This window comes from Alicyclobacillus mali NBRC 102425 (assembly GCF_001570745.1).
Taxonomy (GTDB): Bacteria; Bacillota; Bacilli; order Alicyclobacillales; family Alicyclobacillaceae; genus Alicyclobacillus; species Alicyclobacillus mali.
This window is the reverse complement of sequence record NZ_BCSG01000037.1, coordinates 1-26759: the sequence shown is the minus strand read 5'-3', so window position 1 is coordinate 26759 and position 26759 is coordinate 1. Positions and strand designations below refer to the sequence as shown.

At 62.2% G+C, this 26759-nt stretch carries 19 protein-coding genes, 4 tRNA genes and 1 riboswitch; of the genes, 20 read left to right on the top strand and 3 right to left on the bottom strand.

Annotation, left to right across the window (positions count from 1 at the left end; all coding sequences use genetic code 11):
• The first annotated feature begins 15 nt into the window (after window positions 1-15).
• The 3 genes from AMA01_RS13690 (at window position 16) to AMA01_RS11865 (ending at window position 2768) form a co-directional block, all read left to right on the top strand.
• A complete protein-coding gene (locus AMA01_RS13690) occupies window positions 16-519 on the top strand; it encodes a beta-galactosidase small subunit (RefSeq protein WP_231862938.1) in 504 nt (167 codons plus the stop codon).
• 109 nt (window positions 520-628) lie between these two features.
• Window positions 629-1195: an anthranilate synthase component II gene (locus AMA01_RS11870; protein WP_067851236.1), complete on the top strand. Its 567-nt coding sequence runs from the start codon at window positions 629-631 to the stop codon at window positions 1193-1195.
• A 25-nt stretch (window positions 1196-1220) separates the two neighbouring features.
• Window positions 1221-2768, top strand: a complete 1548-nt coding sequence (locus AMA01_RS11865; protein WP_067851234.1) for an anthranilate synthase component I family protein — start codon at window positions 1221-1223, stop codon at window positions 2766-2768.
• A 133-nt stretch (window positions 2769-2901) separates the two neighbouring features.
• Here AMA01_RS11865 and AMA01_RS11860 read toward each other — a convergent pair.
• Window positions 2902-2977 (bottom strand) — tRNA-Arg (locus AMA01_RS11860).
• A gap of 111 nt (window positions 2978-3088) precedes the next feature.
• A complete protein-coding gene (locus AMA01_RS11855; RefSeq protein WP_307188456.1) occupies window positions 3089-3310 on the bottom strand; it encodes a hypothetical protein in 222 nt (73 codons plus the stop codon).
• A gap of 227 nt (window positions 3311-3537) precedes the next feature.
• Here AMA01_RS11855 and argC point away from each other — a divergent pair, with 227 nt between their 5' ends.
• The 4 genes from argC to AMA01_RS13965 are packed head-to-tail and all read left to right on the top strand — an operon-like array spanning window position 3538 to window position 6755.
• On the top strand, window positions 3538-4584 hold the full coding sequence (gene argC / locus AMA01_RS11850) for an N-acetyl-gamma-glutamyl-phosphate reductase (protein WP_067851230.1): 1047 nt from the start codon (window positions 3538-3540) through the stop codon (window positions 4582-4584).
• A 6-nt stretch (window positions 4585-4590) separates the two neighbouring features.
• Window positions 4591-5382 (top strand): acetylglutamate kinase, encoded by a 792-nt coding sequence (argB, locus tag AMA01_RS11845; protein ID WP_067851228.1) that lies wholly within the window; start codon window positions 4591-4593, stop codon window positions 5380-5382.
• Window positions 5379-6539, top strand: a complete 1161-nt coding sequence (locus tag AMA01_RS11840) for an aspartate aminotransferase family protein (RefSeq protein ID WP_067851226.1) — start codon at window positions 5379-5381, stop codon at window positions 6537-6539. Before argB ends, AMA01_RS11840 begins: the two co-directional genes overlap by 4 nt.
• Before the next feature lie 51 nt (window positions 6540-6590).
• Window positions 6591-6755, top strand: a complete 165-nt coding sequence (locus AMA01_RS13965; protein WP_197459993.1) for a hypothetical protein — start codon at window positions 6591-6593, stop codon at window positions 6753-6755.
• 126 nt (window positions 6756-6881) lie between these two features.
• Here the strand turns inward: AMA01_RS13965 and AMA01_RS11835 are convergent, their stop codons facing one another.
• On the bottom strand, window positions 6882-7370 hold the full coding sequence (locus AMA01_RS11835) for an N-acetyltransferase (RefSeq protein WP_067851225.1): 489 nt from the start codon (window positions 7368-7370) through the stop codon (window positions 6882-6884).
• Between the two features lie 178 nt (window positions 7371-7548).
• Between AMA01_RS11835 and AMA01_RS11830 the strand changes: the two genes are divergently transcribed.
• The 13 genes from AMA01_RS11830 to AMA01_RS11770 all read left to right on the top strand — a co-directional run.
• A complete protein-coding gene (locus AMA01_RS11830) occupies window positions 7549-12048 on the top strand; it encodes a glutamate synthase-related protein (RefSeq protein ID WP_067851223.1) in 4500 nt (1499 codons plus the stop codon).
• A 200-nt stretch (window positions 12049-12248) separates the two neighbouring features.
• Window positions 12249-13316 carry an ornithine carbamoyltransferase gene (gene argF, locus AMA01_RS11825; protein ID WP_067851221.1) on the top strand — a complete coding sequence of 356 codons (1068 nt, stop codon included), beginning with the start codon at window positions 12249-12251 and terminating at the stop codon, window positions 13314-13316.
• Window positions 13316-14578 (top strand): argininosuccinate synthase, encoded by a 1263-nt coding sequence (locus AMA01_RS11820; protein ID WP_067851219.1) that lies wholly within the window; start codon window positions 13316-13318, stop codon window positions 14576-14578. The genes argF and AMA01_RS11820 overlap by 1 nt, the downstream gene beginning before the upstream one ends.
• Window positions 14575-15954, top strand: a complete 1380-nt coding sequence (gene argH, locus AMA01_RS11815; RefSeq protein WP_067851217.1) for an argininosuccinate lyase — start codon at window positions 14575-14577, stop codon at window positions 15952-15954. Before AMA01_RS11820 ends, argH begins: the two co-directional genes overlap by 4 nt.
• A gap of 116 nt (window positions 15955-16070) precedes the next feature.
• Window positions 16071-17306: an aspartate kinase gene (locus tag AMA01_RS11810; RefSeq protein WP_067851238.1), complete on the top strand. Its 1236-nt coding sequence runs from the start codon at window positions 16071-16073 to the stop codon at window positions 17304-17306.
• Window positions 17307-17343: 37 nt separating this feature from the next.
• Window positions 17344-17425: riboswitch (ZMP/ZTP riboswitch) on the top strand.
• Window positions 17426-17488: 63 nt separating this feature from the next.
• Window positions 17489-19078, top strand: a complete 1590-nt coding sequence (serA, locus tag AMA01_RS11805) for a phosphoglycerate dehydrogenase (RefSeq protein WP_067851215.1) — start codon at window positions 17489-17491, stop codon at window positions 19076-19078.
• Between the two features lie 60 nt (window positions 19079-19138).
• On the top strand, window positions 19139-20215 hold the full coding sequence (gene serC / locus AMA01_RS11800; protein ID WP_067851213.1) for a 3-phosphoserine/phosphohydroxythreonine transaminase: 1077 nt from the start codon (window positions 19139-19141) through the stop codon (window positions 20213-20215).
• Window positions 20216-20230: 15 nt separating this feature from the next.
• Window positions 20231-21358, top strand: coding sequence for an HAD family hydrolase (locus tag AMA01_RS11795; protein ID WP_067851211.1), 1128 nt, complete (start codon window positions 20231-20233; stop codon window positions 21356-21358).
• A gap of 341 nt (window positions 21359-21699) precedes the next feature.
• Window positions 21700-21791, top strand: a tRNA-Ser gene (locus AMA01_RS11790).
• 10 nt (window positions 21792-21801) lie between these two features.
• Window positions 21802-21878 (top strand) — tRNA-Met (locus AMA01_RS11785).
• Window positions 21879-21881: 3 nt separating this feature from the next.
• Window positions 21882-21956, top strand: a tRNA-Thr gene (locus AMA01_RS11780).
• A gap of 439 nt (window positions 21957-22395) precedes the next feature.
• Complete coding sequence (locus tag AMA01_RS11775) at window positions 22396-25908, top strand: helicase-related protein (RefSeq protein WP_067851209.1); 3513 nt, start codon at window positions 22396-22398, stop codon at window positions 25906-25908.
• Window positions 25909-25932: 24 nt separating this feature from the next.
• Window positions 25933-26759, top strand: an 827-nt coding sequence (locus AMA01_RS11770) for a DUF1156 domain-containing protein (protein ID WP_156468454.1), incomplete at its 3' end; no start/stop codon positions are given.

The following is a 26759-nucleotide window of genomic DNA, read 5'->3' as shown; positions in this document are numbered from 1 at the left end:
AAAGGGCTCGAATATGTGAGCTGGTTTGGACGGGGTCCCGGTGAGAGTTATCGCGACTCTAAGGAGTCACAACGAATTGGTAGGTATAGGATGTTGGCTGACGAATTTTATACGCCATATGTCTATCCTCAAGAGAACGGTAACAGGACTGATGTCTACTGGGGTTCGATTACAAACAAGTACACAGAAGGTCTGTTCATATCAGGCATACAACCCTTCAATATTCAAGTGAGCAGATACAGTGTACGGGATTTAGAACAAGCTCGGCATGCGTGTGAGTTACAAGCCAGCCCTTGGCGATATCTCCGAATAGACTTTTCTCACCATGGGCTTGGCAGCGCGAGTTGTGGTCCAGGTCCTCTTCCTGAGCACCAGTTGCGTACAGAGCCATTTGAATGGACTGTTTGCCTCGCGCCCTTCGTCCGAAATGAGATGGATGAGTCGGCGTTCCATCAAGTGGTCACGGAAAGGCTTAAGTCCATGTCGTGGGTTGGGAGTGGTTTCGCGGTGTGGCCTTGACGCACGCCGGGGGGCGGCGTATTGTAGACGTATCACGGCTAATGAGAGGAGAACGGCCGAGTGGAGGGGGCCGAAAGGCCCGTTGAGATGAGGGGAGCGGAGGATAGCCATGCTGCTGATGATTGACAACTTCGACTCGTTCACTTACAACCTTGTTCAATATTGTTTGGAATTAGGCGCTGACGTGATCGTGCGCCGCAACGATGTTTCCTTGGAGGAGCTAAAATCGTTGCGGCCTGCAGGTGTTCTGGTGTCGCCGGGCCCTTGTTCCCCGCGGGAAGCGGGCGTGTCGGTGGACGCCATTCGGTATTTTGCGGGCCGCGTTCCCCTGCTGGGCGTGTGCTTGGGTCATCAGTCTCTTGGCTATGCGTACGGTGGCAAGGTTGTCCGCGCGCGCGAGCCGGTGCACGGGAAAACTTCGATGATCCTCCACAACGGCTCAGACCCCTTGTTCCACGAGATCCCTTCTCCATTTCGGGCCACGAGATATCACTCCTTGGTCGTGGATCGCGAATCGCTTCCCGATACGTTTGCCGTCACGGCAGAGGTGGACGGTTACATCATGGCCATGCGCCATCGTCCGACCGGTGCGGTGGGCGTGCAGTTTCACCCGGAGAGCATCCTGACGGACCACGGGAAGACCTTGATCCGCAACTTCCTGATGGACGTGGCGTAAAGCCGAGATGGAGGGGGATTCGAGCATGAAGCAATCCAGGCTGTCCGCGGAGAATTCCGTGGATCCCTATTATCTTTATCTTCAGCTCCGAGACGCGTTTGGCCCCGGGCGCTCTTTTTTGCTCGAGGCTGGGCGCGAGGATATTCAGAGTGACTATCAAATGAGCCTGATTGGCGTCGCGCCGCTCGTCGAGGTGCAGGTGCGCGATCACGTCGTGAGCGTGTTCGCTCATCCGAATCTCTCACCGCACTTGTTTCCCAATGTGCGGTCGGCAGGCGTCGAGGTCTCGGGCGCGCCGTATCCGTGGGAGAGTGTCGTCGCCGGGGACTCGGTCCACGTGCTGGCCCAAGACCCCATGGTCCTACTCGACCAGATTCGAGCGGCGTTGTGTGAGCTATTGTGCGGCCCAGAGGGAGAGCCGTTCAGCGCCGGTTTTCTCGGCTACGTGGCATACGATGCCATCCGCTATCTGGAACGCGTGCCCATGGCGGCCGAGGACGACCGGCATCTTCCCGAAATCCGACTGCTCTGGCACGCGGCCGTCGCTCAGCTCGCTGAGGGCACGGTCTCTGTGTTTCGCCAGGACGACGCGCAGGTCTTGCGGACAGATGTGAAGCTCGTTCAGGAGCTGGACGAGATGGAGCGGCGCATTTCGATGGCCTGTCGCGCGGGCGTTGCGGCTCCATCTTATCTGCAGGAGAGGACGAAGGACGGCGAGGCCCATCCTGTGGTCACCTACGACGTCTCAAAAGAGATGTTTTGCCGCAATGTCGAGATCGCCGTCGAGTACATTCGTGCGGGCGACATCTTTCAGGTGGTGCCCTCCACGCGCATGCAGGTGCGCGGCGGCTTGCCTCCGCTTGTTGCGTATGATCGGCTGCGGCGCCTGAACCCATCTCCGTACATGTTTGTGGCGGAGTACCCCGGGATGGTGCTCTACGGTGCAAGCCCCGAGGTGCAGTTCCGCGCGCTTCGCGGGCGGGCGGAGATGAAGCCCATCGCCGGTACGACGCGTGGCCGCGGACAATCGCCTGAAGAAGACGCGCGCCTCGTGGCTGAATTGAAACGAGACGCCAAGGAAAATGCGGAGCACGTCATGCTCGTGGATCTCTGCCGGAACGATCTCGGCAGGGTTGCGAAGCCGGGGACGGTGGCGGTGCCGGATTTAATGGTGGTCGAGCGGTATTCGCACCTCTACCACTTGGTTTCGCGCGTGACGGCCGAGCTCCGAGACGACGTGAGTGTGTTTCATGCGCTCTTGACCACCTTTCCAAACGGGACGCTGTCGGGCGCGCCGAAAATTCGAGCGATGGAAATCATCGACGAGCTCGAACCGTATCGGCGGGGGCCTTATGGCGGATTCATTGGCATGGTGGACGCGTGGGCAAACGCCAATACGGCCATCTTCATTCGCAGCGTTGTGGCGCTTGGGGATGTGCAGTACGTGCAGGTCGGTGCGGGCGTGGTGTACGACTCGGTTCCGGAGCGCGAGTGGGACGAATGCCACTTCAAGGCAGGGGCCATTCTGGATGTGCTGACGGGATCGCGCGCGAAGCCCCTTGTGGCGAAGTGACGCGCGGCGTGTCCCGGCGCCGGTATGACAGGCGAGCGGCGGACGAGATCTGCCGCTCGCTTCGTCTTGGATCACGCAATGCGAAAAGGGCCGCCCGGCGTGCATTCGCACGTTTGGGACAGCCCTTCTGCTTTGGCGCGTCCGGAGGGATTCGAACCCCCGACCTATGGCTCCGGAGGCCAGCGCTCTATCCACTGAGCTACGGACGCAAGCGACGATATGTATCATAGCAGGGCGGGGCACAGAATGCAAGCCGTCCAGCGGTTTGTCGCTGGACGGCGCGGTGGCGTTTCCATGGGCTTGCCGCGGTGCTTGCTCATTCACAGGCTGCTCGATTCATCGCTATCGTAGGTCTCATGGTGTTCCTCGTGCACGACAGGGCCGTGGGCCATCGGGTGATGGTGAAGGGGCGTGTAGCCGTAGATGGGGCCCGTTTCGATGATCTCGTCGTACTCGGTGTATGCGACGGTCGCAACCGGCGCAGGGGTAGGCGCTGCGTGGTACACGCCGACACCAGCCGGCACAAGCAGGAAGAAGAGCACGAAGATCACCAGGAATACCACAGCCCATCGGGTGTAACCGCCAAATGCACCCATGCGAACATCCCTCCTTGCGAAGTTACTGCATGAAATGATGGGACATCGGCCCGGCGATACGGGCATTCGCACAGAGCCCGCGATCTGGGCTTCTCTAGCAAAGAACGGAAGTTGCCCTTCGAATCCTCCATTCGCTATACTGAATATCAATACAGAATGGAGGATGTTTATACATGTCGAACGTGCGGGTCGGCATCGTCGGTCCCACTGGATATGCGGGCATGGAACTCGTGCGCCTCGTCGTGGGGCATCCGCGCATGCGCCTCGTGTATTTGGCCGGATCGGGCGCACGAACTGGGGCGCTTGACGCACATCTACCTCATCTGCATGTGCTGGCGGATGCCATGCCGCCCGTGGAGGCCCTGGATGTAGAAAAGGCCGCGAATGTGTGCGATCTCGTCTTTGTGGCGTTGCCCTCCGGCGAATCGGGGCGGGTGGCGTGGCAGATCTGGCAGGCAGGGCGACAGCACGGCGTGAAGGTCATCGATCTGTCGGGCGATCTCCGGTTACCTGCGGACGCGTACGAGGCGTGGTACGGCAAAGCGGCTGTGCCGCAAGAGGCCATTTCAGAGGCGTGTTACGGGCTGCCTGAGCGCCATCGCGAGTCGATTCGAGGGGCGTCGCTCGTGGCGAACCCCGGCTGCTACGCGACGGCCTGCGCCCTCGCGGTCCTGCCTCTGGGGGACCTCCTCGCCGACGTGGAGGGGCCCATTGTGTTCGACGCCAAGTCCGGCGTCACCGGCGCGGGGCGTGCGCCGAAGGAGCACCTGCACCTCGGCGAGCTCGCGAACGACGCGTATCCGTACCGGGTGGGCCAACATCAGCACACGCCGGAGATCGAACAGGCGCTCGGCGGACGGGTGCGCGTGCTGCTCACGACACAGCTCCTGCCGGTCCCACGGGGCATCTTGGTTTGCGCCTACATCGCCATTCCGCCGGACGCGGCCCCGATGGTGTATGATCGGTACGCGTCGTTTTGCGAGGACGAGCCGTTTGTGCGGTTGCTGGTGGACGGCGAGATGCCGCACATCAAGGCCGTGAACGGCACCAACGAGTGCCACCTGGCCGTTCGTTGGGATGACCGATCGCGGCTGCTTCAGGTCTTCACGGCCATCGACAACCTCGGAAAGGGTGCGGCGGGGCAGGCTGTCCAAAACGCCAACCTGATGTTTGGCTGGCCTGAGGATGAAGGGCTTCGACTCGTGCCGCTGTGGATGTGAGGTGAGATGGGCGTGATCGTCATCAAGCTCGGTGGCTCGCTCGAAGGAAGCGCGGGAGCGGCGCTCGCAGGCGCCGTGCAGGAGGCCGGGAGGCGAGGTTCGCCCGTGGTCCTCGTGCACGGAGGCGGACCGCGCATTTCGAAGCGGCTCCGGGATGCGGGAATTGAGCTGCCATTTGTGAACGGGCTGCGGCAAACGAGCGAAGAAGCCATGCCACACGTGATGGCGGCGCTCGCCGAGTGCAACCGCGACATCGCGGAAGCCCTGGCCGGGCGCGGCGTGGACGTGGCCGCGTTTGCGGATGGTGAGATCGTCGTGGCGAAGGATGTGGGGCGCCTTCGCACGGGAGACGTGGCCGCGGTGCGCGTCGATCCGGTGCGGGGGGCGGTTGCATCGGGATGCGTGCCCGTGATTGCGCCGTTTGGCCGGGACGCCGCCGGACGGCCCTACAACATCAACGCGGATCACGCGGCGAGCCACATCGCAGGCGCACTCGGCGCGACGAGGCTGGTGTTTCTGACGGACGTGCCGGGCATCTACCGCGACTTTGAAGCGGGCGATCTCCTGCTCGACACCACGCCGGACGAGTTGGAACATCTCCTTCAGGCGGGCGCGTTCAGCACGGGCATGATTCCGAAAGTGAACGCCGTCCTGCACGCCGCTCAGCACGGCGTGCGCGAGGTCTGGGTGGTGGACGGTCGAGACCTAGAGGTTCTGCAAATGGCCATGTTCGGAACAAGCGAGAGGCGAGCCGCAGGAACCAGGCTCGTGGCAATCAAAGAAGGAGTGACGGCATGAACACGGCGGTGGGGCAGTTGGCGGACCAGGTCCTGTTTCAGAACTACGGCAAGCGCGATCTCGCCCTCGTCCGAGGTGAGGGCGCGCATGTGTACGATGACGAGGGTAAGCGGTACCTCGATTTCACCGCGGGCATTGCCGTGTGCAACCTTGGCCACGCGCACCCGGGCGTGACCGAGGTGATTGAGCGGCAGGCGAGGACGCTCCTTCATGTCTCCAACCTGTTTCTTATCGAGGGGCAGGTGGCCTTGGCCGAAAAGTTGACCCGTTTGGCCGGGCAGGGCGGCGAGCCGTATCGGGCGATGTTTGTGAATACAGGAACCGAGGCCAACGAAGGCGCGCTGAAGCTGGCCAGGCGGTACCAATACGTGAACGGCAATCCCGAGAAGATTCGCGTGGTGGCGCTGCCCAACAGCTTTCATGGGCGAACGATGGGATCCTTGTCGGTGACGTCAAATCCCAAGTACCGCGAGGGCATGACGCCGCTCGTTCCCGGCTTCGAGGTGGCGGAGACCTATGAAGGCGCCATCGAGATGCTGGACGAGAAGACCGCGGCATGCATCGTCGAGGTCGTGCAGGGCGAGGCGGGCGTGCGGCCGGTCGACAACGGAGTGCTTCAGAGATTGGCGGCCCGCGCGAAGGAAGTGGGCGCGCTCTTCATCGTGGACGAGGTCCAGACCGGCGTCGGGCGGACGGGGCGCTTCTTCGGGTTTGAGCACTTCGACCTGTCGCCGGACATCATCACCATGGCGAAGGGACTGGGCAACGGGATCCCGACAGGGGCCATTCTGGCCAAACAACGTGTGGCGGACGCGTTTACGCCGGGGATGCACGGTTCGACCTTTGGCGGCAACCCGTTCGCGATGGCGGTGGCCAATTATGTGGTCGACGTGGTGCGCGACCCGTCCTTCCTCGATCGCGTCCGGCGGGTGGGCGAGGCGCTGCGCCGGGTTCTCGAGGCCAACTTCGACGGCGTGACGGGGATGGGGCTCATGTGGGGATTCGACGTCGCGGATGCTTCGTCGTGGCGCAAGCGCGCTCAGGAATGTGGCCTGCTCGTGACCGCGTGCGGAGCAAAGCGCATTCGGGTTGTTCCGCCGCTCATCATTGAAGAGCAGCACGTCGAGGAGTTTGAGGCGATCTTGAAGCGCCTGTGACAAGGCGGCGCAATGAGCGGGACGGCGAGAAGAAGCTCTGGAGATGATGGTATGGGGCTGTGGCTCCGCGTCGCCTACATCAGCGTGATGATTGCGCTTATCGTTGGCTTGGACGTGGCGTTTTTGCGGCACCACGTGTGGGCGCGGCTGGCGGCGAACGTCGGGATCGTGGCCTTGTTTCTCGTCGTGTATGTCTTCGCCTTTCGCCGATCATAAACGCCGCCAGGCCGCGTGGCCTGGCGGTCTATCCACTTAACATCTTTTGGGGCGCCGCGCTGGTGCGAATTTCGCTTTCGAAATTGCGTCGAATTTGCTATAGTGTTCGTACGCAACGCGTATGCGTCAGGCCTCGCGCGCCTGTTTGAGTGGCTGAAAGTGACGCGTGTAGTACACCATCGCCACTTCGTCGCAGTGATAGAACTTGTTACAGTAGATGCAATCCTTCCATACTTTATGCGGCAGCGTTTCCTTTCGCACCACGTGAAAGTCGAGTTTCTCAAAGAAGCGCGTCTGGTACGTCAGTGAGAGCACCTGCGCGATACCGAGGTCTTCCGCCTCTTTTAACAGCGCTTTGACAATCTGACTGCCCACGCCTTTTCCGTGCGCTTCAGGCGAGACTGCGAGCGATCGGATTTCGGCGAGATCCGTCCACAGGACGTGCAAACCCCCAACGCCGATGACGCGCCCATTCTCCACCGCCACCGTGAAGCACTGAAGATGTTCACAGAGCGATTTGATGGTGCGCGGTAGCATCAGTCCCATGTCGGCAAATTGTTGAATCAACTGTTGCATTTCTTCGACGTCCGCCGAGGTCGCCTTTCGGATGTCCAACGCGGCTCCTCCTCTCCCGTTGCACTCATGTTATAACACGGGATGGCATGATTATTCAAGAAGTCGTATAATGTTTCATATCCGTTTCGCACAGCCCGTGACTGGTTTGTCGTACATCAAGGCTTGACGCGCAGAGAGACAGAGTGTCAAAATATTGTGCTAAAAAGGAGTGGCACAGGTGGATCTGGAGAAGTTGACGACGGACCTGCAGCGCGAATACGATGCCTGCGGAATTTTTTCGCAGATTGAGAAATCAGGACAACCCTCGTACGACACAGTTCGAAACGGACTGGACGCCCTGCGGGCGATGCGCCACCGGGCGGGATACGTGAACAACGAAGGGGACGGTTGTGGTCTCCTTTTGGACATTCCGAGAGCGCTGTGGGCCTCTCGGCTTGAAGGTCTCGGCCAGTCGGGGCGGATCGTTCATGAACCTGGCTTCTGGGTGGGTCATTTCCTGCTCGAAAAGGAAGTGTCCCAGGAGCCTATTCTGCGGATTCTCTCGCATCATGGAATGGAGCCGCTCGCCATCGTTGAAGATCACGTGGATGAGTCGGTGCTCGGTCCGTTGGGCAAGAAGGTGAAGCCTCATTTCATTCAGATGGCGGGATGCCTCGCTCAGCGGGACGACGCGAAGGTGTTCGCGGCCTTCGCCGAGATCGACGAGTTGCCGGGTGTTCACGTCGCTTCGTTGTCCCATGACCAGGTGGTGTACAAAGTCGTGGGGAACGATGAGACGCTTCATCTGTTCTACAAGGATCTGCAAAATCCGCTTTGCCGGTCCTCCTTTGTCATCGCGCACACGCGCTATTCGACCAACACCACCACGTCGTTCCCGCGTGTGCAGCCGTTCTCGTGCCTTGGACACAACGGCGAGATCAACACGATTGCGCGTTTTTACACCGAATCCAAGATGATAGGCGTGCCCGTGCGGCCGGAGTTCAGCGATTCACAGATGGTCGACCGCACGCTGTGTGCACTTGTGGCGACGCGCGGCTGGTCGCTGTTCGAAGTTGCGGAGCTGCTGTTCCCGCCCATCATTCATGAGATCAAGTCGATGCCGGAAGAATTGTCGGACTTGTACATGTATTACCGGTCGCTCTGGGGGCCGTTCGCGCAGGGACCTGCTGGCGTCATGATGCGCTACGGCAACGCTGCGGTGTTCAGCGTTGATGCGCTCGGCCTACGCCCCATGTGGCAGCTCGAGTCGGACACAGCCTACTATTTCTCGTCCGAGCAGGGCATCGTGCCGCTCGACATCTGGACCGCGGAGCCGAAGCCGCTCGCGCCCGGGGAAAAGGTGGGGCTCAAGTGGAGCGACACGGGCGTGAAGCTGTACACGTATGACGAGATTCAGCAGGAGGTTTTGGAACTCGCCCGCCGGCGGTTTACGTTCCGCGGTGAGCACCGCAATCTTCACTTCGCAGTGCCGTACGGCGTGAGTCAGGACGTCGCGCATGCCAAGCGGGACGCGAAACCCATCGACCTTCGCATGCTGGCGTTTGGCTTCCGCGATGATGACCTGAAGCTCATGGATCAGGAGATTCAGAGCGGGGCGGAGCCCATCAAGTCGCTCGGATTCGACAGCCCCATCGGCGCGCTGTCGGAAGAAGCGACTCTGCTCTCCGACTTCCTGCACGAGACCGTCGCCGTGGTGACCAACCCGGCCATCGACCGTGAGCGCGAGATTGAGCACTTCAGCACGCGCTCGGTCTTGGGGCGCCGGCCGTCATTCGACGGGCTCTACCATGAAGCGCCGCGCGTGGAGGTTCAGGCGCCCATCCTGCTCGAGGGACTGCCTGAGTCGTACGGCGTGGAGTACGACGAGATTCAAAACCTGGCGCACCGGTTCGGCACCGTCTGCTACGAAGACGCGCTGGCCATGCTGCGCACGAGTCCGAATGGCACGGCGGAGATCTTGATCCATCGCCACGACGGCGAAAGTGTGCCGGAGGCGCTGGAGCGCTTCTCGCTTGAGGCGCTTGAAGCGGTGCAGGCGGGTGCCAACGTCATCGTGTTGGATGATCGCCTCCAGTTCCGGCGCGGACCGCATATCGATCCATATTTGGTGGTGTCGGCGGTCCACCGAGCGCTCTTGCGGCCGGCGGCCAAGGAGAAGGGCGAACATCTTCGCCGGCGCACGAGCCTCATCCTGCGCAGCGGCGGCGTGCGAAACCTGCACGACATCATGGTGTCGCTCGGGCTCGGCGCGGACGCGGTGGTGCCGTATCACATGTGGGAGTACGCGGCGAACAAGGGCGGATTGCACGCCATCGAAAACTTGTACAAGGCGCTGACGAAGGGCATCGAGAAGGTCATCTCGACCCTTGGCATCCACGAGGTCCGCGGATACGAGCGGCTGTTCAGCGCCATCGGCTTGGCGGAGGAAGTGGCGGAGCACCTTGCCATCCCGAACTTCTGTGGCTCGCAGCAGGCTGGGTTGACGTTCGCGCGGATGGAGGAGATGTCCGAGCTTCGGCGCACCTGGTACGACGCGCAGGACCGCAAGAGCATCCGGCCCAACCGGTTGTTCCAGTTGTATCCGCGCATCTGGAAGACGGCGGGATCCGTGGCGGACGGAGAGCTGCCATATGAGGAGTTTGCCGCGAAGCTCCAGCAGTTTGAGGCGGATAACCCGATTTCCATTCGCCACCTTCTCGGATTCCGGGAGGACCTTGAACCGGCGGACGGCGAGATCGACACGACCATCGACGGCCATGCGTATCCGGTTGTCATCAGCTCGATGTCGTTTGGCTCGCAGAACGAAACCGCCTATCGCGCGTATGCAGAGGCTGCGTATCGCATGAACATCGTCTGCCTGAACGGGGAAGGCGGCGAGATCAAGGACCTGCTCGAGAAGTATCCGCGCAACCGGGGCAGGCAGATTGCGTCCGGACGATTCGGCGTCAATGCGGACCTTTGCAACAACGCGTACGTGCTCGAGATCAAAATTGGCCAGGGCGCGAAGCCGGGCGAAGGCGGACATCTGCCGGGTTCCAAGGTGACGGCGCAGGTGGCGGCGGCCCGTAACGCGACGCAGGGCGTCGACCTGATATCGCCGTCCAACAACCACGACATCTACTCCATTGAGGACTTGGCTCAGGTGATCTACGAGCTCAAGGAGATCAACCCGCTTGCCAAAGTCGCGGTCAAGGTGCCCGTTGTGCCGAACATTGGCACCATCGCCGTCGGCATTGCGAAGGCCGGGGCGGATATCATCACGCTGTCCGGCTTCGATGGGGGCACAGGCGCGGCGCGATCGCACGCCATTCGCCACGTCGGCCTGCCGATGGAAATTGGCGTCAAACTGGCCCACGAGGCACTGTGTGAAGCGGGGCTCCGAGAGTATGTGGAGCTTTGGGCGGATGGCGGCATGAAGTCGGGGCACGACGTGATGAAGGCAATCCTGCTCGGCGCCAACCGGGTCGGGTTTGGCACCATGGCCATGGTCGCCATCGGCTGCACGGCGTGCCGCGCGTGCCACAAGGACACGTGTCACGTCGGCATTGCGACGCAGATGCACGATCTCGCCGAGGCGCAGGCGAAGGGATTGAAGCAGTTCGAGCCTCAGGATTTCGACCGCGCGGTCTCGCAACTGGTGCGCTTCTTCTCCGAGGTGGGCAAGCACGTCGAGGTGCTCACGCGCAAGCTCGGCGCGAAGCGCACGCAGGACCTCGTCGGCCGGAGCGATCTGCTGGTGAACCTGCGCGAGGACGCGCGGCTCGACACGTCGTGGCTGCTTCGGGTCCGCGAGGAGTCCGTCGGTCAGGGTTGTCACATCCGCTACCGGACGTTCGAGGAGGCGTACGGCGACGTCATTCAGGACGTGGCGGCGGTCGGCGCTGCGACGGGAACGGACGGCGTCGTGACGGCAGTTGGTTCCAGAGTGACCTCCATCCGAGCCGTGCCGCGTGCGCTCGGGGCGCGCCTGTCCGGCGAGAGCATTCGTCAGAAACGCCGGGGCGAGGTTGGCCCCATCGTCCACGAGGGCGTGGCGGGCGCTGGCTTCGCCGCGTACCACACCGAAGGCATGGTGTCCGTGGCTTTGGGCGGCGCGCAGGATGGCGTGGGCAAGGCCGCGTTCGGCGGCAAGATTGTCGTCCTGAAAGGCCAGTGTGCGGACGGCGTCTGGCGCGGGGGCTCGGTCGGCAAGGGCTTGGCGTACGGCGCGGCCAAGGGGCTCTTCATCATCCAGGGCAACGCCGACGCGCGCGCTTGCATTCGGTTGTCCGGCGCGGATGTCGTGATCGGCGGCCATCTCGACGCTCCGGCGCGGGAGGAGTTGTCTCACATCGCCAACCGCGCGAACGTCAAGGGCTTCGCGTTCGAGTACATGACGGGCGGACGTGCGGTGGTCCTGGGCGATCCCGGCCCGTGGATCTGCTCCGGCATGACGGGCGGACGCGTGTATCTGCGGCACGATCCTGAGATGGGCCTGGACGAAAAGGCGCTGCGCCGCCGCATCGCGAAGGGCGCGAAGGTCGCGCTCCGCGTGATCGACGCGCAGGGCCGGAACGACATCGTCGAGCTTTTGGGCGCGTATCAGCTGGAACTGCGCCGTTACGGGCAGCACGAGGAGGCGCGCCGGCTGCAGAAGCTCATCGACAATCCGTCGCTCCACTTCCTGATGGTCGAACCCGCACACGAGATCACGGATCAGGACATCGCGACCGAATGAGGTCGATGGATGGGCGGCCGTCCCTCTGGGACGGCCGTTCGACTGTTCTGAGGAGCATCTCTCAAATGCGCCACAGCCGGAGTTGATATATATACATCTTCGTGTATAATGATGCAAGGACGATCAACTGACGCTTCCTTGACGGTACACGGACGCACAGAAATACATCGCTCGCGAAAGAGCGGAGAGGAGTTTCGGCTGTGGCAGTGTGGGATATGAAAAACGCCCTTGGACGCGGATCGTCGACCGTCGTGCCGCTCGGTTCCAACTACCTGTCGGTTCGGCTGCAGAATGCGCTCTGGTCCTGCCATCGGGTTATGGCGGGCAAAGACCTGCTTCATTTCAGCGATTTGTCGGGTGACGACCTGCGCAATCTCGTGCATCTCGCCGAGTTGTTGAAAGAAGCCCAAAAGTCCCGGTTCACCCACACCCTTCTCGCCGGGAAGACACTCGGCATGGTTTTCGATAAATCGTCGACGAGAACGCGGATCTCGTTTGAGGTCGGGATGCTGCAGCTCGGAGGCCACGCCTTGTTCCTTCCGGGCAACATGTTGCAGACCGGCCGCGGCGAGCCGATTTCCGATACGGCGCAGGTGATGTCGCGCTATCTGGACGGCGTGATGATCCGGACGTTCCGGCAGCAGGACGTCGAGGAGTTCGCGAAGTACGCGGATATTCCTGTAATTAATGGATTGACCGACGAATTTCACCCGTGCCAGTTGCTCGCGGACGCGCTGACCATCCTTGAGCACAAGGGGCGGCTCGAGGGCATCACGGTGGCGTTCATCGGAGACGGAAACAACCTGGCGCACTCGTGGCTGCAACTCGCGCCGAAGCTCGGCATGAATATCCGCGTGGCGACGCCGGCAGGCTATCAGCCCATGCAGTGGGTCGTCGAAGAGGCGAAGTTGCACGCCGTCCAGCAGGGGACGGAGGTGCTCGTCACGACGGATCCGGAGCGGGCCATCGAGGGCGCGGACGTGGTATACACCGACACCTGGGTGTCGATGGGCGATGAGGAAGAAGCGGAAGAGCGCCTGAAGGAATTCGAGGGGTATCAGGTGAACGAGAAGCTGTGCGCCCTCGCGAAACCGGACTATGTGTTCATGCACTGTCTGCCCGCGCACCGCGGCGAGGAAGTGTCGCCGGACGTGATCGACGGGCCGCACTCCATCATCTTTGATCAGGCGGAAAATCGGCTGCACGCGCAGAAGGCGGTGCTCGCCGCCACCATGGCGGATGCCAGCGCGTTTGGGGAGGACTTGTGATGGCAGAAAAGCTCGTGCTCGCCTACTCGGGCGGACTGGATACCTCGGTCTCCATCCCGTGGATTCGGGATCACTACGGCTATGACGTGATTGCGATGTGCGTGGACGTCGGCGAAGGCAAAGATCTGGACGCCACGCAGGCGAAGGCCATTCAGGTAGGCGCAATCAAATCGTACAAGATTGATGCGAAGGCGCAGTTTGCGGAGTCCTTCATCCTGCCGGCGCTCAAGGCGAACGCCCTGTACGAGGGCAAGTACCCGCTCGCCTCGGCCTTGTCGCGCCCTCTGATTTCGAAGCTGCTCGTGGAGGTGGCCGAACGCGAAGGCGCGGTGGCGGTTGCACACGGCTGCACGGGCAAGGGGAACGATCAGGTCCGGTTCGAGGTGTCCATTCACGCGCTGAATCCGAACCTGAAGGTGATTGCGCCGGTGCGCGAGTGGGGATTCACGCGGGACGAGGAAATCCGCTATGCGAAGGAGCACAGTGTCCCCATCCCGGTCGATCTCGACAATCCCTTCAGCATCGACGCGAACCTCTGGGGCCGCGCGATTGAGTGCGGCGTGCTCGAAGATCCGTGGCAGGAGGCGCCGGAGGGCGCGTTTTTGTGGACCGTCTCGCCGGAACAGGCGCCCGACGAGCCCGAGGAAATCGTGATCTCGTTCGAGCAGGGCAAGCCGGTGGCCGTAAACGGGGAGTCGCTTCCGCTCGTCGACCTGATTCACCGGGTGAACGAGATCGCCGGGCGGCACGGCGTCGGCCGGATCGATCACGTCGAAAACCGGCTCGTCGGCATCAAGTCGCGCGAGGTGTACGAGTCGCCCGCGGGCAAGGTGCTCATCATGGCGCATCAGGAGCTGGAGCACCTCACGCTGACCCGGGAAGTGCTGCAGTACAAGATGGGGCTCGAGCTCGAGTACGCGAAGCTCATCTACAACGGGCTCTGGTACTCGCCGCTCAAAGCGGCCTTCGACGCGTTCATCGACGAGACGCAAAAATACGTGACGGGCGATGTGCGCGTGAAACTGTACAAGGGCCACGCGCAGGCGACGGGCCGCAAGTCGCCGTATTCGCTCTACCGGCACGATCTCGCCACGTACGAGACGGGCGACAAGTTCGATCACGGCGCGGCGGTCGGGTTCATCCGCCTGTACGGGTTGCCGACCACCGTTTACGCCACGCTGCACGCGGGCCAGGAGAAGCCCACGAACCTCGGCGAAGAGGCCTACTCCGTGCTCGGAGACGAGGTGGAGGCCAAGGCATGAAGCTTTGGGGCGGACGCTTCAGCGAAGACACCAACCAGCTTGTGCTCGAATACACGGCGTCCATCTCGTTCGACAAGCGCCTGTTGCCCTACGATATCTGCGGTTCCATCGCGCACGCGAGGATGCTCGGTCAGACCGGCATCCTCGCGCCGCATGAGGCGCGCGCCATCATCGACGGGCTCGAATCGCTGCTCGCCGACTACGAGGCGGGTAAGCTCGAGTTTCGGCTCGCGGATGAGGACGTGCACATGAATGTCGAACGGCTGCTCACGGAGCGCATCGGCGACGTCGCAAAGAAGCTTCATACGGCGCGGAGCCGGAACGATCAGGTGGCGCTCGACATGCATCTGTGGGCCCGCGACGCGGTGGACGAGCTTTTGGCGGGGGTCAAGCGCCTTGAGCGCGCGCTTTTGAGCTCAGCCGAGCGCCACTTGGACGTGATTGTGCCTGGATTCACGCATCTGCAACGGGCCCAGCCTGTGCTGTTCGCCCATCACCTGCTGGCGTACGTGTGGATGCTCGTGCGCGACGAGCGGCGACTGCGCGCGCTGAAGGACGAGATCGACACGATGCCGCTTGGCGCGGCGGCGCTCGCGGGCACGACGTTTCCCATCGACCGGGAGATGGTTGCGGAGGAGCTGGGCTTTACGCGGCTCTACGAAAATTCGATGGACGCGGTCTCGGATCGGGACTATCTGCTGGGCCTACTCTTCAACTGCGCGACCATCATGACGCACCTGTCCCGCCTCGCGGAGGAGATGGTGCTCTGGTCGAGCGAGGAGTTTGGCTGGATTGAGCTTTCGGACGCCTATGCGACGGGCTCGAGCATCATGCCGCAGAAGAAGAACCCGGACGTGCCGGAGCTGGTGCGGGGGAAGACGGGCCGCGTGTATGGGCACCTGATGGGCCTCCTGACCGTGCTGAAGGGCTTGCCGCTTGCGTACAACAAGGACCTGCAGGAGGACAAGGAGGGTGCCTTCGACGCGGTCGACACGGTGGTGCCGGCGCTCGAACTCATGGCGGGCACGGTCGAGACGATGAAGGTGCGCCGAGAAAGGCTTCAGCACGCGTTCGCGCGCGATTTCTCGAACGCGACCGATCTCGCCGACTACTTGGTGCGCAAGGGGCTTCCGTTCCGGGAGGCCCACGAGGTGGTCGGCCGGCTCGTGTCGGACGCGCTCGCGAAGGGGACGAATCTGGCGGGATTGTCCCTCGAAGAGATGCGGGCGAGATCGCCTTTGATTGACGAGGACGCGTACGAGGCGTTCGATATCGCGCGCGTCGTGGAGGCGCGTCAGTCGCGCGGCGGCACCGCGCCGTCCGCCGTGCGCCTGCAGCTCGCGCTCGCCAAGGAGGCCGTCGAAGGGCAGGGCTGAGGGCGCCTCGGGCGTTTGCGGCTCGCGGCGGCCTCTGCGCTCCGGCTTCCGCCCTGGCTCAGAGATCAGGTAAGATAGACGAAATGGCGGCATTATGGAGATAAGGAGTGGAGAAGGTGCTCGTCGTACAGAAATATGGCGGCACGTCCGTGGGATCGACGGAGCGGATCCGGGCCGTGGCGGACCGCGTCGCCCGGACCCGGGGCGAAGGGCACGACGTCGTGGTGGTGGTCTCCGCCATGGGCCACACCACCGACGAGTTGGTCGATCTCGCCGGAGCCATCGTGGACAGGCCGGATGCTCGGGAGATGGATCAGCTCCTCGCGACAGGGGAGCAGGTGTCGGCGGCGCTTTTGGCGATGCGGCTCATCTCGCTCGGCGTGCCGGCGAAGTCGCTCACGGGTTGGCAGGCCGGGATTGCCACCGAGCCGGTGCACGGCAACGCCCGCGTGGCGAGGATCGATACGTCGGCCTTGAGGGCGCTTCTGGCGCAGGGCGTCGTGCCGGTGGTGACGGGATTTCAGGGCATTGCGGACGGCGAGGTCACGACGCTCGGTCGGGGCGGATCGGACACCTCGGCCGTGGCCATCGCGGCGGCGCTCGGCGCGGATCTCTGCGAGATTTACACCGACGTCGAAGGCGTGTACACGACGGACCCGCGCGTCGTGAAGACTGCGCAAAAGCTCGCGGCCATCTCGTACGACGAGATGCTCGAGCTCGCCAACCTCGGCGCCCAGGTGTTGCACCCGCGCGCGGTGGAAAACGCCAAGCACTTCGGCGTGAAGCTCGTCGTGAGGTCCAGTTTTACGGAAAGGAATGGGACGGAAGTCGTGGCGGAGAATCAGATGGAAGGCCGCCGGGTGGTCACCGGCATCGCGTTTGAGCGCCAGGTGGCGCGCGTCGCCGTCGTCGGCGTGCCGGTCGAGGAACACGCGCTCGCGTCCATCTTTTCGGCGCTGGCCGATCGCGGCGTGAACGTGGACGTGATCGTGCAGAGCGTGGTGGACGAGCAGGCGGTGGACGTGTCGTTCACGGTGCACGAGAGCGATCTCGACAAGGCGGAGCAGGTCGTGGCGGAGTTGCAGCCGCAGATTGGCTTCAAGCGAATCGAGAAGGAGTCGCCGCTTGCGAAAGTGTCCATCGTGGGCGCGGGCATGATCTCGAACCCGGGCGTGGCGGCGCAGATGTTTGTGGCGCTTCGCGATGCGAAGGTGCCGATTCACATGGTGACCACCTCGGAGATCAAGGTGTCGTGCGTCATTCCGGCGGACTTGGTCGAGGAGGCGGTGCAGACGCTGCACCGGGCGTTTATCGAGGCGGAAGCCGTGACGCCCTTGACCCATGCGCGATAGTTTTTTATAGTCAGAACTGTGAGCTAAGATGATAGAGAAGCTGTCGCATGACTGGCGGATGACGTGGGTGACCACGGGGGAGTGCGACAGTGGAAGAGCCGGCCGCCTGGGCACTTGAACGCGCGTCTCGCGCGGAGTGACTAGGGGCCGTTCATTGTACTTATGGAGTGGTGAGAGAGAACATGGCGACCAAGATTTTGGTGACGGACGACATCTCCCAGGCGGGCATCGACATCCTCTCCGGCCTCGAGGGCGCGGAGGTCGTCGTCAGGACGAATCTCGCGCCGGACGAGGTGAAGGAGGCCATTGCCGACGCGGACGCCCTCGTGGTGCGCTCGCAGACGCGCGTGACGAGGGACGTGATCGAGAGCGCGAAAAAGCTCAAGGTCATCGGACGCGCGGGCGTCGGCGTCGACAACATCGATCTCGAGGCGGCCACGCGCCGCGGCATCCTGGTCATCAACGCCCCGGACGGCAACACCATTGCGGCGGCGGAGCACACGTTTGCGATGATGATTAGCCTTGCGCGCCACATCCCCGCGGCCCATCGGGATCTCCTCCAGGGCAACTGGAACCGCAAGAAGTGGATTGGCGTCGAACTTCGCGGCAAGACGCTGGCCGTGCTCGGCATGGGCCGCATTGGCACCGAGGTCGCGAAGCGCGCGAAGGCGTTCGGCATGACCGTCCTCGGGTATGATCCGTTCCTCACGGAGGAGCGCGCGCAGAGCCTCGGGGTGAAACGGTGCGATCTCGACACCGCCATCCGCGAGGCCGACTTCATCACCGTGCACACGCCGCTGACAAAAGAGACGCACCACATGATTGATGCGGGCCGGATCGCCCAGATGAAGGAGGGCGTGCGGATCATCAACTGCGCGCGCGGCGGCATCATCGACGAGGTGGCGCTCGCGGAGGCGCTTGAAACCGGGCGCGTGGCGGGCGCGGCCATCGACGTGTTTGAGGAGGAGCCGCTGCCGATGGATCACCCGCTTCGCCGCTGCGCGAACGTCGTGCTGACGCCGCACCTCGGCGCGTCGACGGTGGAAGCGCAGGAGAACGTGGCGATTCAGGTGGCGGAGGAAATCGTGCAGGTCCTTCGGGACGACACGTTCGAGCACGCCGTCAACCTCCCGAGTCTGAGCCAGCGCCAGAAGGAGCGGCTCGCGCCGTACCTCGCCCTCGCGGAGCAACTGGGGCTGTTTGCGGCGCAGCTCGCGCAGGGCGCGCCCTCGAGCATGACCGTTCGCTACGCCGGCGACGCTTCCGATCCGGACGGCGGCTACCTCACCCGCACCGTGCTGAAGGGCTTCTTCAGCTTCCAGTACAACGGCGAGGTCAATTACGTCAACGCGCTGCGGTACGCGGAAGAGGCGGGCCTGCGCGTGCAGGAGGTGCGAGAGTCCCGCGGCCGGGTGTACACGAACGAGGTGGAGATCTCGGTCGCGGCGGACAACGGCACGCACCGCGTCACCGGCACGGTTCTCGGAGAGTATGGGCCGCGCATCGTCGAGCTCGACGGGTATCCCATTGACACGCCCATTGAAGGCATTCTCATTTATACGCGGCACGAGGACCGTCCCGGCATGATCGGCCGTATCGGCACGCTGCTTGGCGATCGCGACATCAACATCGCGGGCATGCAGGTGGGCCGGCGGGAGAGCGGCGGAGAAGCGGTGATGCTCCTGTCTGTCGACAAGAGCGTGCCGCAGGACGTGATCGACGAGATCGCGAAACATCCGGGCATTCGGCTGGTCAGGGCCATCGAGCTGTGACGGGCGGGCGCAGGCGCAGATCCGCGCCCTTGAGAGAGATCTGCTGAAGGAGTGGAGACCGTGAGGCGGGTGGACAACTTCAATCCGGGCCCGGCGGCGCTGCCGCTCGAGGTGCTGGAGCAGGTGCGCGAAGAGCTCATCGACTTCCGGGGCGCGGGCATGAGCGTCATGGAGATGAGCCACCGCAGCAAGGAGTACGAGGCCATTCACAACGAGGCGCAGGCGCGCCTCCGGCGGCTGCTCGGCATTCCCGACGAATACCGCGTGCTCTTCCTGCAGGGCGGCGCGAGCCTGCAGTTCGCCATGATCCCGATGAACTTTTTGCGCGCGGGCCATCGCGCCCTGTACGTGCTGACCGGCGCTTGGTCCGAGAAGGCGCGGGACGAGGCGGCGCGATTCGGCGAGATTGCCGTAAACGACTGGGCCACGAAGGGCGGCTATCGGGACGTCCCCGACGCCATTCCGGAGGACGACGGCTCGTTCCGCTACGTGCACATCACGTCGAACAACACCATTTACGGCACGCAGTGGCCCGCGCTGCCGAAGACCGCCTCGCCGCTCGTGGCGGACATGTCGAGCGACATCCTCTCGCGGCCAATTGAGGTGTCGGATTTTGCGCTCATCTACGCGGGCGCGCAAAAAAACCTCGGGCCGTCGGGGATCACCGTCGTGATCGCGAAGGACTCGTTTCTCGCAGAGGCCAACGCGGATCTGCCCGCCATGTTGCGCTACAGCACGCACGTGAAGTCGAACTCGCTCTACAACACGCCGCCCACCTTTGCCATCTACGTGATGGAGCGGGTGCTCGCGTGGGTGGAGGAGATGGGCGGACTCGCGGCCGTGGCGGAGCGCAACCGGAAGAAGTCAGCGCTCGTGTACGAGGCCATCGATGGCCATCCGCACCTGTACCTCGGCCACGCCGAGAAGCGGGCGAGATCGCAGATGAACGTGACGTTCCGCCTCGCGAGCGAGGAGTTGGAGCGCGCGTTCTTGAGCGAGGCCGCGGACAAGGGATTTGTGGGCCTGAAAGGCCATCGGAGCGTCGGTGGCTGCCGCGTGTCGCTGTACAACGCGGTGCCCATCGAGGCCGCGGAGCGGCTCGCGCAGTTCATGGACGACTTTGCCCGCCGGCATTGAAGCGAGGAGGACGGGATGTTCAGGACGATTTTGTTCGATGTCGACGGCGTCATGCTGAGCGAGGAGCGGTATTTCGACGCCTCGGCGCTCACCGTGCACGAACTCTTGACGAGCCCACGCTTCCTCGGCCTGTCCTCCGTTTCGCCGGCCTTCTCCCCGGCGCCTGCCGAGGACGCCATCCGCGCAATCCGCCGCGACGTGTTTCGCGACGATGCGGTGCTCGAGGGCCTGAAGAACATCGGCGTGAACGCCAACTGGGACATGGTGTACTTCGTGTTCGTCGCGGAGTGGATCGCGGCGCTCGAGCGCGCGCGGGAGGCGTCCGCGGAGGTGGTCGATCGCGCCCGGGCGGTCCTCCGGGAGGGCTTCTCGGAGGCGTCGCTTCGCGCCATCGGGGAGCTGCTGCGGGAGGCGCTGCCCGGGGACGTGATCGCCTGGAAGGGATACGACGCGCTGTACGAAGGGGCTTCGTCGCGGTCGGATTTGATGGAGCGGGCGCGGGAGGCGCTCGCCCGGTACGCGCCTAAGGCTGACGCGCACGCGCTCTGGCAGGTCGGGCAGGAGACGTTCCAGGAGTGGTATCTCGGTGATGCGTACACCGGCAAAGCGACGGGCAAGGCAGGCTTTCTCACGAGCGAGTACCCGATTGTCGATCCGGCCGCGTTCGCCGCGCTGCTCGCGGATCTCAAGGCGGCGGGCGTGACGTTGGGTATTGCGACCGGCCGGCCGGAAATTGAGACGCGCGTGCCGCTTGAGCACTTCGGCTGGCTGTCGTATTTCGATCCGGCCCGCGTCACGAACGCCTCGGACGTGGTGGCGGCGGAGGAGCGGGCGCCGCACGCCCGGCCGCTGTCGAAGCCGCACCCGTTTTCGTACCTGCGCTCGCTCATGGGCGAAGCGGACGTCGAGAAACTCCTTACGGTGGAGCTTCCCATCCCGGGCATCCGCGGCGAGGTGCTTGTGGTGGGCGACTCCATTGCCGACAAGCTCGCGGCGGACAGGCTCGGCGCGTCGTTTGCCGCCGTCCTGACGGGCCTCGAGGGTCAGGCGGCGAGGCCGAAGTTCGAGCGGCTTGGGGCTGACTTCATCCTGAACCACGTACTGGAACTTCGCCAGGTCCTGAGCCTCGCGCCCGTGGAGTGACCGCGGTGGCGAGGGAGAGAGGGGGGGCGGGCGCCGCGAGGCGCCTTGCTGCCCGCGCCTCGTCGGCTCCGTCGGGGCAGCTCGCTTGCGGGGCGGCGATATGGAGGCCCAGGGGACGTCCTGGGCTTGTGGCGCTGGCGGGGGCGCTTCGGCGCGGGCGCGCCGCGCGTGAACGGGCCCGGTGGGCGCGATGAGCGGCGCGAGCAGGCGCGGATTTGGTCCTGCAGTCGACGTTCCAATTCGCCCGCGATGGACATCCCAAATGAGAAATTTTGTGCTTGCAGAGTCGGCAGAATGCTGCTATGATAACAGTCGTCGCTTGGCTCCATCGAATGAAATGCGGAGAGATGTCCGAGTGGTCGAAGGAGCACGATTGGAAATCGTGTAGGCGGTCAACGCCGCCTCGTGGGTTCGAATCCCACTCTCTCCGCCATGCAATCCGAGGCGGCGTAGCTCAGTTGGTCAGAGCACACGGTTCATACCCGTGCTGTCGGGGGTTCGAATCCCTCCGCCGCTACCATGTGCCACCTTGGCTCAGGGGTAGAGCAGCTCACTCGTAATGAGCAGGTCGTCGGTTCGAATCCGACAGGTGGCTCCATATTTCATCGTGCAATGGCGCAAAGATGAGCGAGGCTCCGCATTGGTCGGAGCCTCGCTTGGTTTTTTGGGGTGGCAAATGGCGCGGGCCGTCTCATACCAGATTGCACGACGAGTGTCGTGTCCTCAGTGTTGAACAGTTCTATTTCGAATGTGCTGTGAGACACTACTTTTCCTGTATGAACTTGTGGTAAAATTCCTTCGAAGCGAAACTTCATTGCGACCATAGCTCGTGCCAAGTCCCAAGCGGCTCAAGAGGAGACAGTGTGCTCGAAGTGACGCTCATGGAAGGCCACGGGTTAGCGCAAGACGAAACTCCTCTGACGTTTTCGGTCGGTTGATACGTATGGCATCGGAGATACCGCGCCTTGCATCGGTGACATCCACATTCTCATTACTCCTACATCATACCAATTGGTCGCAGACGGGTGGGGTAAGGGTTGCTTCGACTGGAAGACATCAAAAAGGACGCCGTAGTGGAAGGACTTGTCCCCCATGAAGCGGTGAGGATTCTCAGTGCGGAGCCGATTGGTCCGGATGCTGTGCACGTGATGTTTCGATCGGCAAGCGGGACGCTTCAGGAGCAGACCCTGTTCCGGAGTCATGAACCGTCTCTTCGTTTGGCGGAGGCGGGGTTGCCGTGGTCGTTCGAAGCCGATGGAGAGGACTTCAAGCTGGCGGCTGAGGCATACCGGATTCATGTCGCCCATCTGTTCGATCCGATGATGGCGGTACACACGTCCAATGTTCGGCCGCTTCCGCACCAGATTACGGCGGTCTACGAGTCGATGCTTCCCCGGCAGCCTTTGCGCTTTGTGTTGGCTGACGATCCTGGCGCTGGAAAGACCATCATGGCCGGGTTGTACATACGAGAACTGATGATCCGGGCGGATGCGGTACGGATTCTCATCGTCGCGCCCGGCAGTCTTGTCGAACAGTGGCAGGATGAGCTGTACGAGAAATTTGATCTCGAATTTGAGTTGTTTTCCCGCGAGATGGAGCAGTTGAGCCGCACGGGAAACCCGTTTGAGGAACGGGATCGCTTGATCGCAAGGCTCGACCAGCTGAGCCGAAACGATTCCCTCCTCGAGAAGTTGGGGCGTACGCGCTGGGATCTGGTTGTCGTCGATGAGGCGCATAAAATGTCCGCCAGTTGGTACGGGAATAAAGTGAACGAGACCAAACGGTTCAAGCTCGGGAAGCTTCTCGGGAGCATCACGCGTCATTTCTTGCTCATGACGGCGACACCTCACAATGGGCGGGAGGAGGACTTTCAACTCTTCCTGTCCTTGCTGGACTCGGATCGATTTTATGGTAAATTCCGCGATGGCGCGCATCAGGTTGACGTCTCGGACCTGATGCGGCGCATGGTGAAAGAAGAGCTTGTGAAGTTCGATGGAACGCCATTGTTCCCTGAAAGGCGCGCGGAGACCATTTACTACGAACTGTCAGATCTCGAGGCGGCATTGTACCAGCAAGTGACGGAGTACGTGCGCGAGGAGATGAATCGAGCGGACAGGCTGGAGGCTGGGAGAAAAGGCACGGTGGGTTTTGCATTGACCACCTTGCAAAGACGGCTGGCATCCAGCCCAGAGGCCATTTACCAGTCGCTCAAGCGCCGACGCGAGCGCCTGCAGCGGCAGCTCGATGAAGCGAAGATCGAACAGCAGGGCCGACTCGCGTGGATTCAGTTGCAAGATGTGCCAGATGACATTTATGAATCCGATGAGGAACTGCCGGGTGGGGAATACGAAGAGTTGGAGGACGAGATCGCGTCCCAGGCAACGGCGGCCCAGACCATCGCCGAGCTGGAGCAAGAGATCCGCACGTTGGAACGGCTGGAAGTGATCGCCCATCAGCTTGTCCTGTCGAACCAGGACTCGAAGTGGACACAACTGTCGACGCTGCTGCACGACGAACCGGAGATGCGGGATAAGTCAGGCAACCGTCGCAAGCTCATCATCTTCACGGAGCATCGTGACACGCTGAACTATCTGCAGCGCAAGATGGAAGGCTTTCTGGGGCGCCCCGATGCGATTGTTGCGATCCACGGTGGGACCAAGCGAGACGAACGCCGAAAGATCCAGGAGAAGTTCTGGCACGATCCCGATACGCTCATTCTCTTGGCGACCGACGCCGCCGGAGAAGGCGTTAATCTTCAGAATGCGAACCTGCTCATCAACTACGACCTGCCGTGGAACCCAAATCGTCTGGAACAACGGTTCGGGCGCATCCACCGCATCGGCCAGACGGAAGTCTGCTACATGTGGAATCTGGTGGCGGCGAAAACACGTGAGGGCGAGGTTTTTCAACGCCTGTTTGAAAAACTGAAGGTGGAACGAGAGGCGTTGAAAGGTCGGGTCTTTGACATTCTAGGCCAGGTGTTTGAGGAAAAACCGCTCAAGGAGCTCCTCATCGAAGCCATCCGACGGGGCGATGATCCCGAAGTGCGCGCACGGCTTGAGCGTGAGGTCGATGGCGCGCTGGATCGCGAGCATCTCAAAGCCATCCTGGAGCGCAACGCGCTCTGCGAAGAAGTGATGAGTCCCGAACGCCTGTATCACGTGAAAGAGGAGATGGAGAAGGCGGAGGCGAGACGGCTTCATCCGTATTTCATCCGTGCGTTCTTTCGTGAAGCGTTCGCGCGACTCGGCGGTGAATTGAAAGAGCGGGAACGTGAGCGTTACGAGATCACCCACGTCCCTGCCGTCATCCGCGAACGGGATCGGCAGATCAGCGGGCGGGATCGGGGTAATCGCAAGCCCGTCTTAAAACGCTACGAGCGCGTTTGCTTCGAACGCGAGTTAGTCCGAGTTCCCCACAAACCTGTGGCGGCACTTCTTCACACCGGCCACCCGTTGATGCAAGCGGTGACCGATTTGACGCTGGAACGCGGACGAACTGCGCTCAGGCAAGGTGCAATTCTCGTAGACGACCACGACGACAGTGACCGTCCCTACATGTTGTTTTTGATAGAACAGGCGGTGCGGGAGCAGCCTTTGGGAGGTCAGACGCGCGATGTTTCTCGTCGCGTCCAGTTTGTTGCCGTGTATGACAATGGGGAAGTCGCGCTGAAAGGCTATGCGCCACACCTGGACTTACGCGGGGCCACGGACGAAGAAGGCCATCTGGTACGAGAAATCGTGCGTCAGCCTTGGTTGTCGGGCGATCTCGACGCCTTGGCGCAAAAGCACGCTATTGCGCTCATAGGAGGCCCGCATTACCAGGAAATCCAAGAGCGTCGGAACCGTGAAGTCACCCGCGTGAGGGACGAGGTTCATAAGCGGTTGTCGAGTGAAATTCAGTATTGGGTAGACCGGCATGAGAAGTTGAAGGATGACATTGCCGCAGGGAAGCAGCCGCGCATGCAGCTGGAAAACGTAAGGCGTATCATTGAGGACTTGACGGCACGGTTGGAACAGCGCAAGAGGGAACTGGAAGCGATGCGCCACTTGATTTCGGCAACGCCCGTGGTCGTCGGTGGTGCACTGGTCATTCCGGCGGGATACTTGGCGAGGTTGCGCGGTGAGGCTCCTTCTGCGGATGCCGTAAGCCGAGCGCGCATCGAGCGCGTCGCGATGGAAGCTGTCCTGGAAGCGGAACGGCGGATGGGCCACGAGGTCATCGACGTTTCGGCCGCGAAATGTGGTTGGGACATCACGGCGAGAATCCGGAAGCCTGACGGGACCATTGCTGCAGAGCGGCATATCGAGGTAAAAGGCCGCGCCAAAGGCCAGGACACGATTACCGTCACCCGCAACGAGATGATGTACGCGCTCAATCAGGGGGACAAGTTTCTCCTTGCCATCGTGATCGTGGATGGTGACCGAGTCGACGGCCCCTATTACGTCCGCAATCCGTTCCGTGAGCGTCCAGACTGGGCGGAGGTCAGCAAGACGCTTGATTTGAGGCTCCTCCTGGAGCGTGCGGTACCTGTGGAACAGTCCTTGTAACGTACAGAGAGAGGTGCAGACGCAGTGCCGAAAGTAAAAGCGCCGAAAAAGCTTATTGAAGTGGCATTGCCGCTTGATGGTATTAACGCCGAAGCTGCCAGAGAGAAATCCATTCGTCACGGCCATCCTTCCACACTGCATCTGTGGTGGGCGCGTCGTCCCTTGGCGGCAGCGCGGGCCGTTTTGTTTGCACAGCTGGTGAACGATCCCGGCGGCGAACGCGGCTATAAACCCGGCATGACGAAAGAACAGGCGCAAAAAGAACGTGAGCGTCTGTTTGACATCATGCGCCGGTTGGTGAAGTGGGAGAACTCGAACAACGAGGAAGTCCTGCGCGAAGCTCGTGAAGAGATTTGGAAGAGCTGGCGGGAGACTTGCGAGATGAACAAGGGGTTGCCGGGATTTGATCCGGACAAGCTACCCGCTTTTCACGATCCGTTCGCGGGCGGCGGCTCTATCCCGCTTGAGGCCCAACGTTTAGGACTGGAAGCCTATGCATCGGACCTGAATCCGGTGGCCGTTTTGATTAACAAGGCGCTGATCGAAATTCCACCGAAGTTTGCGGGAAGGCCGCCTGTCAACCCAGAGGCGCGGTCCAAAATGGGACTGCTTGAAGAGGAGTGGAAAGGCGCGCATGGCTTGGCGGAGGACATTCGATACTACGGAGAGTGGATGCGCGACGAAGCATTCAAGCGCATCGGTCACCTATATCCGCAGGTGGAATTGCCCCCCGAACACGGGGGTGGCAAGGCCACGGTCATCGCCTGGATTTGGGCACGGACGGTCAAGAGTCCGAATCCGGCGTACAGTCATGTGGATGTACCATTGGTGTCTACCTTTTATCTATCGGA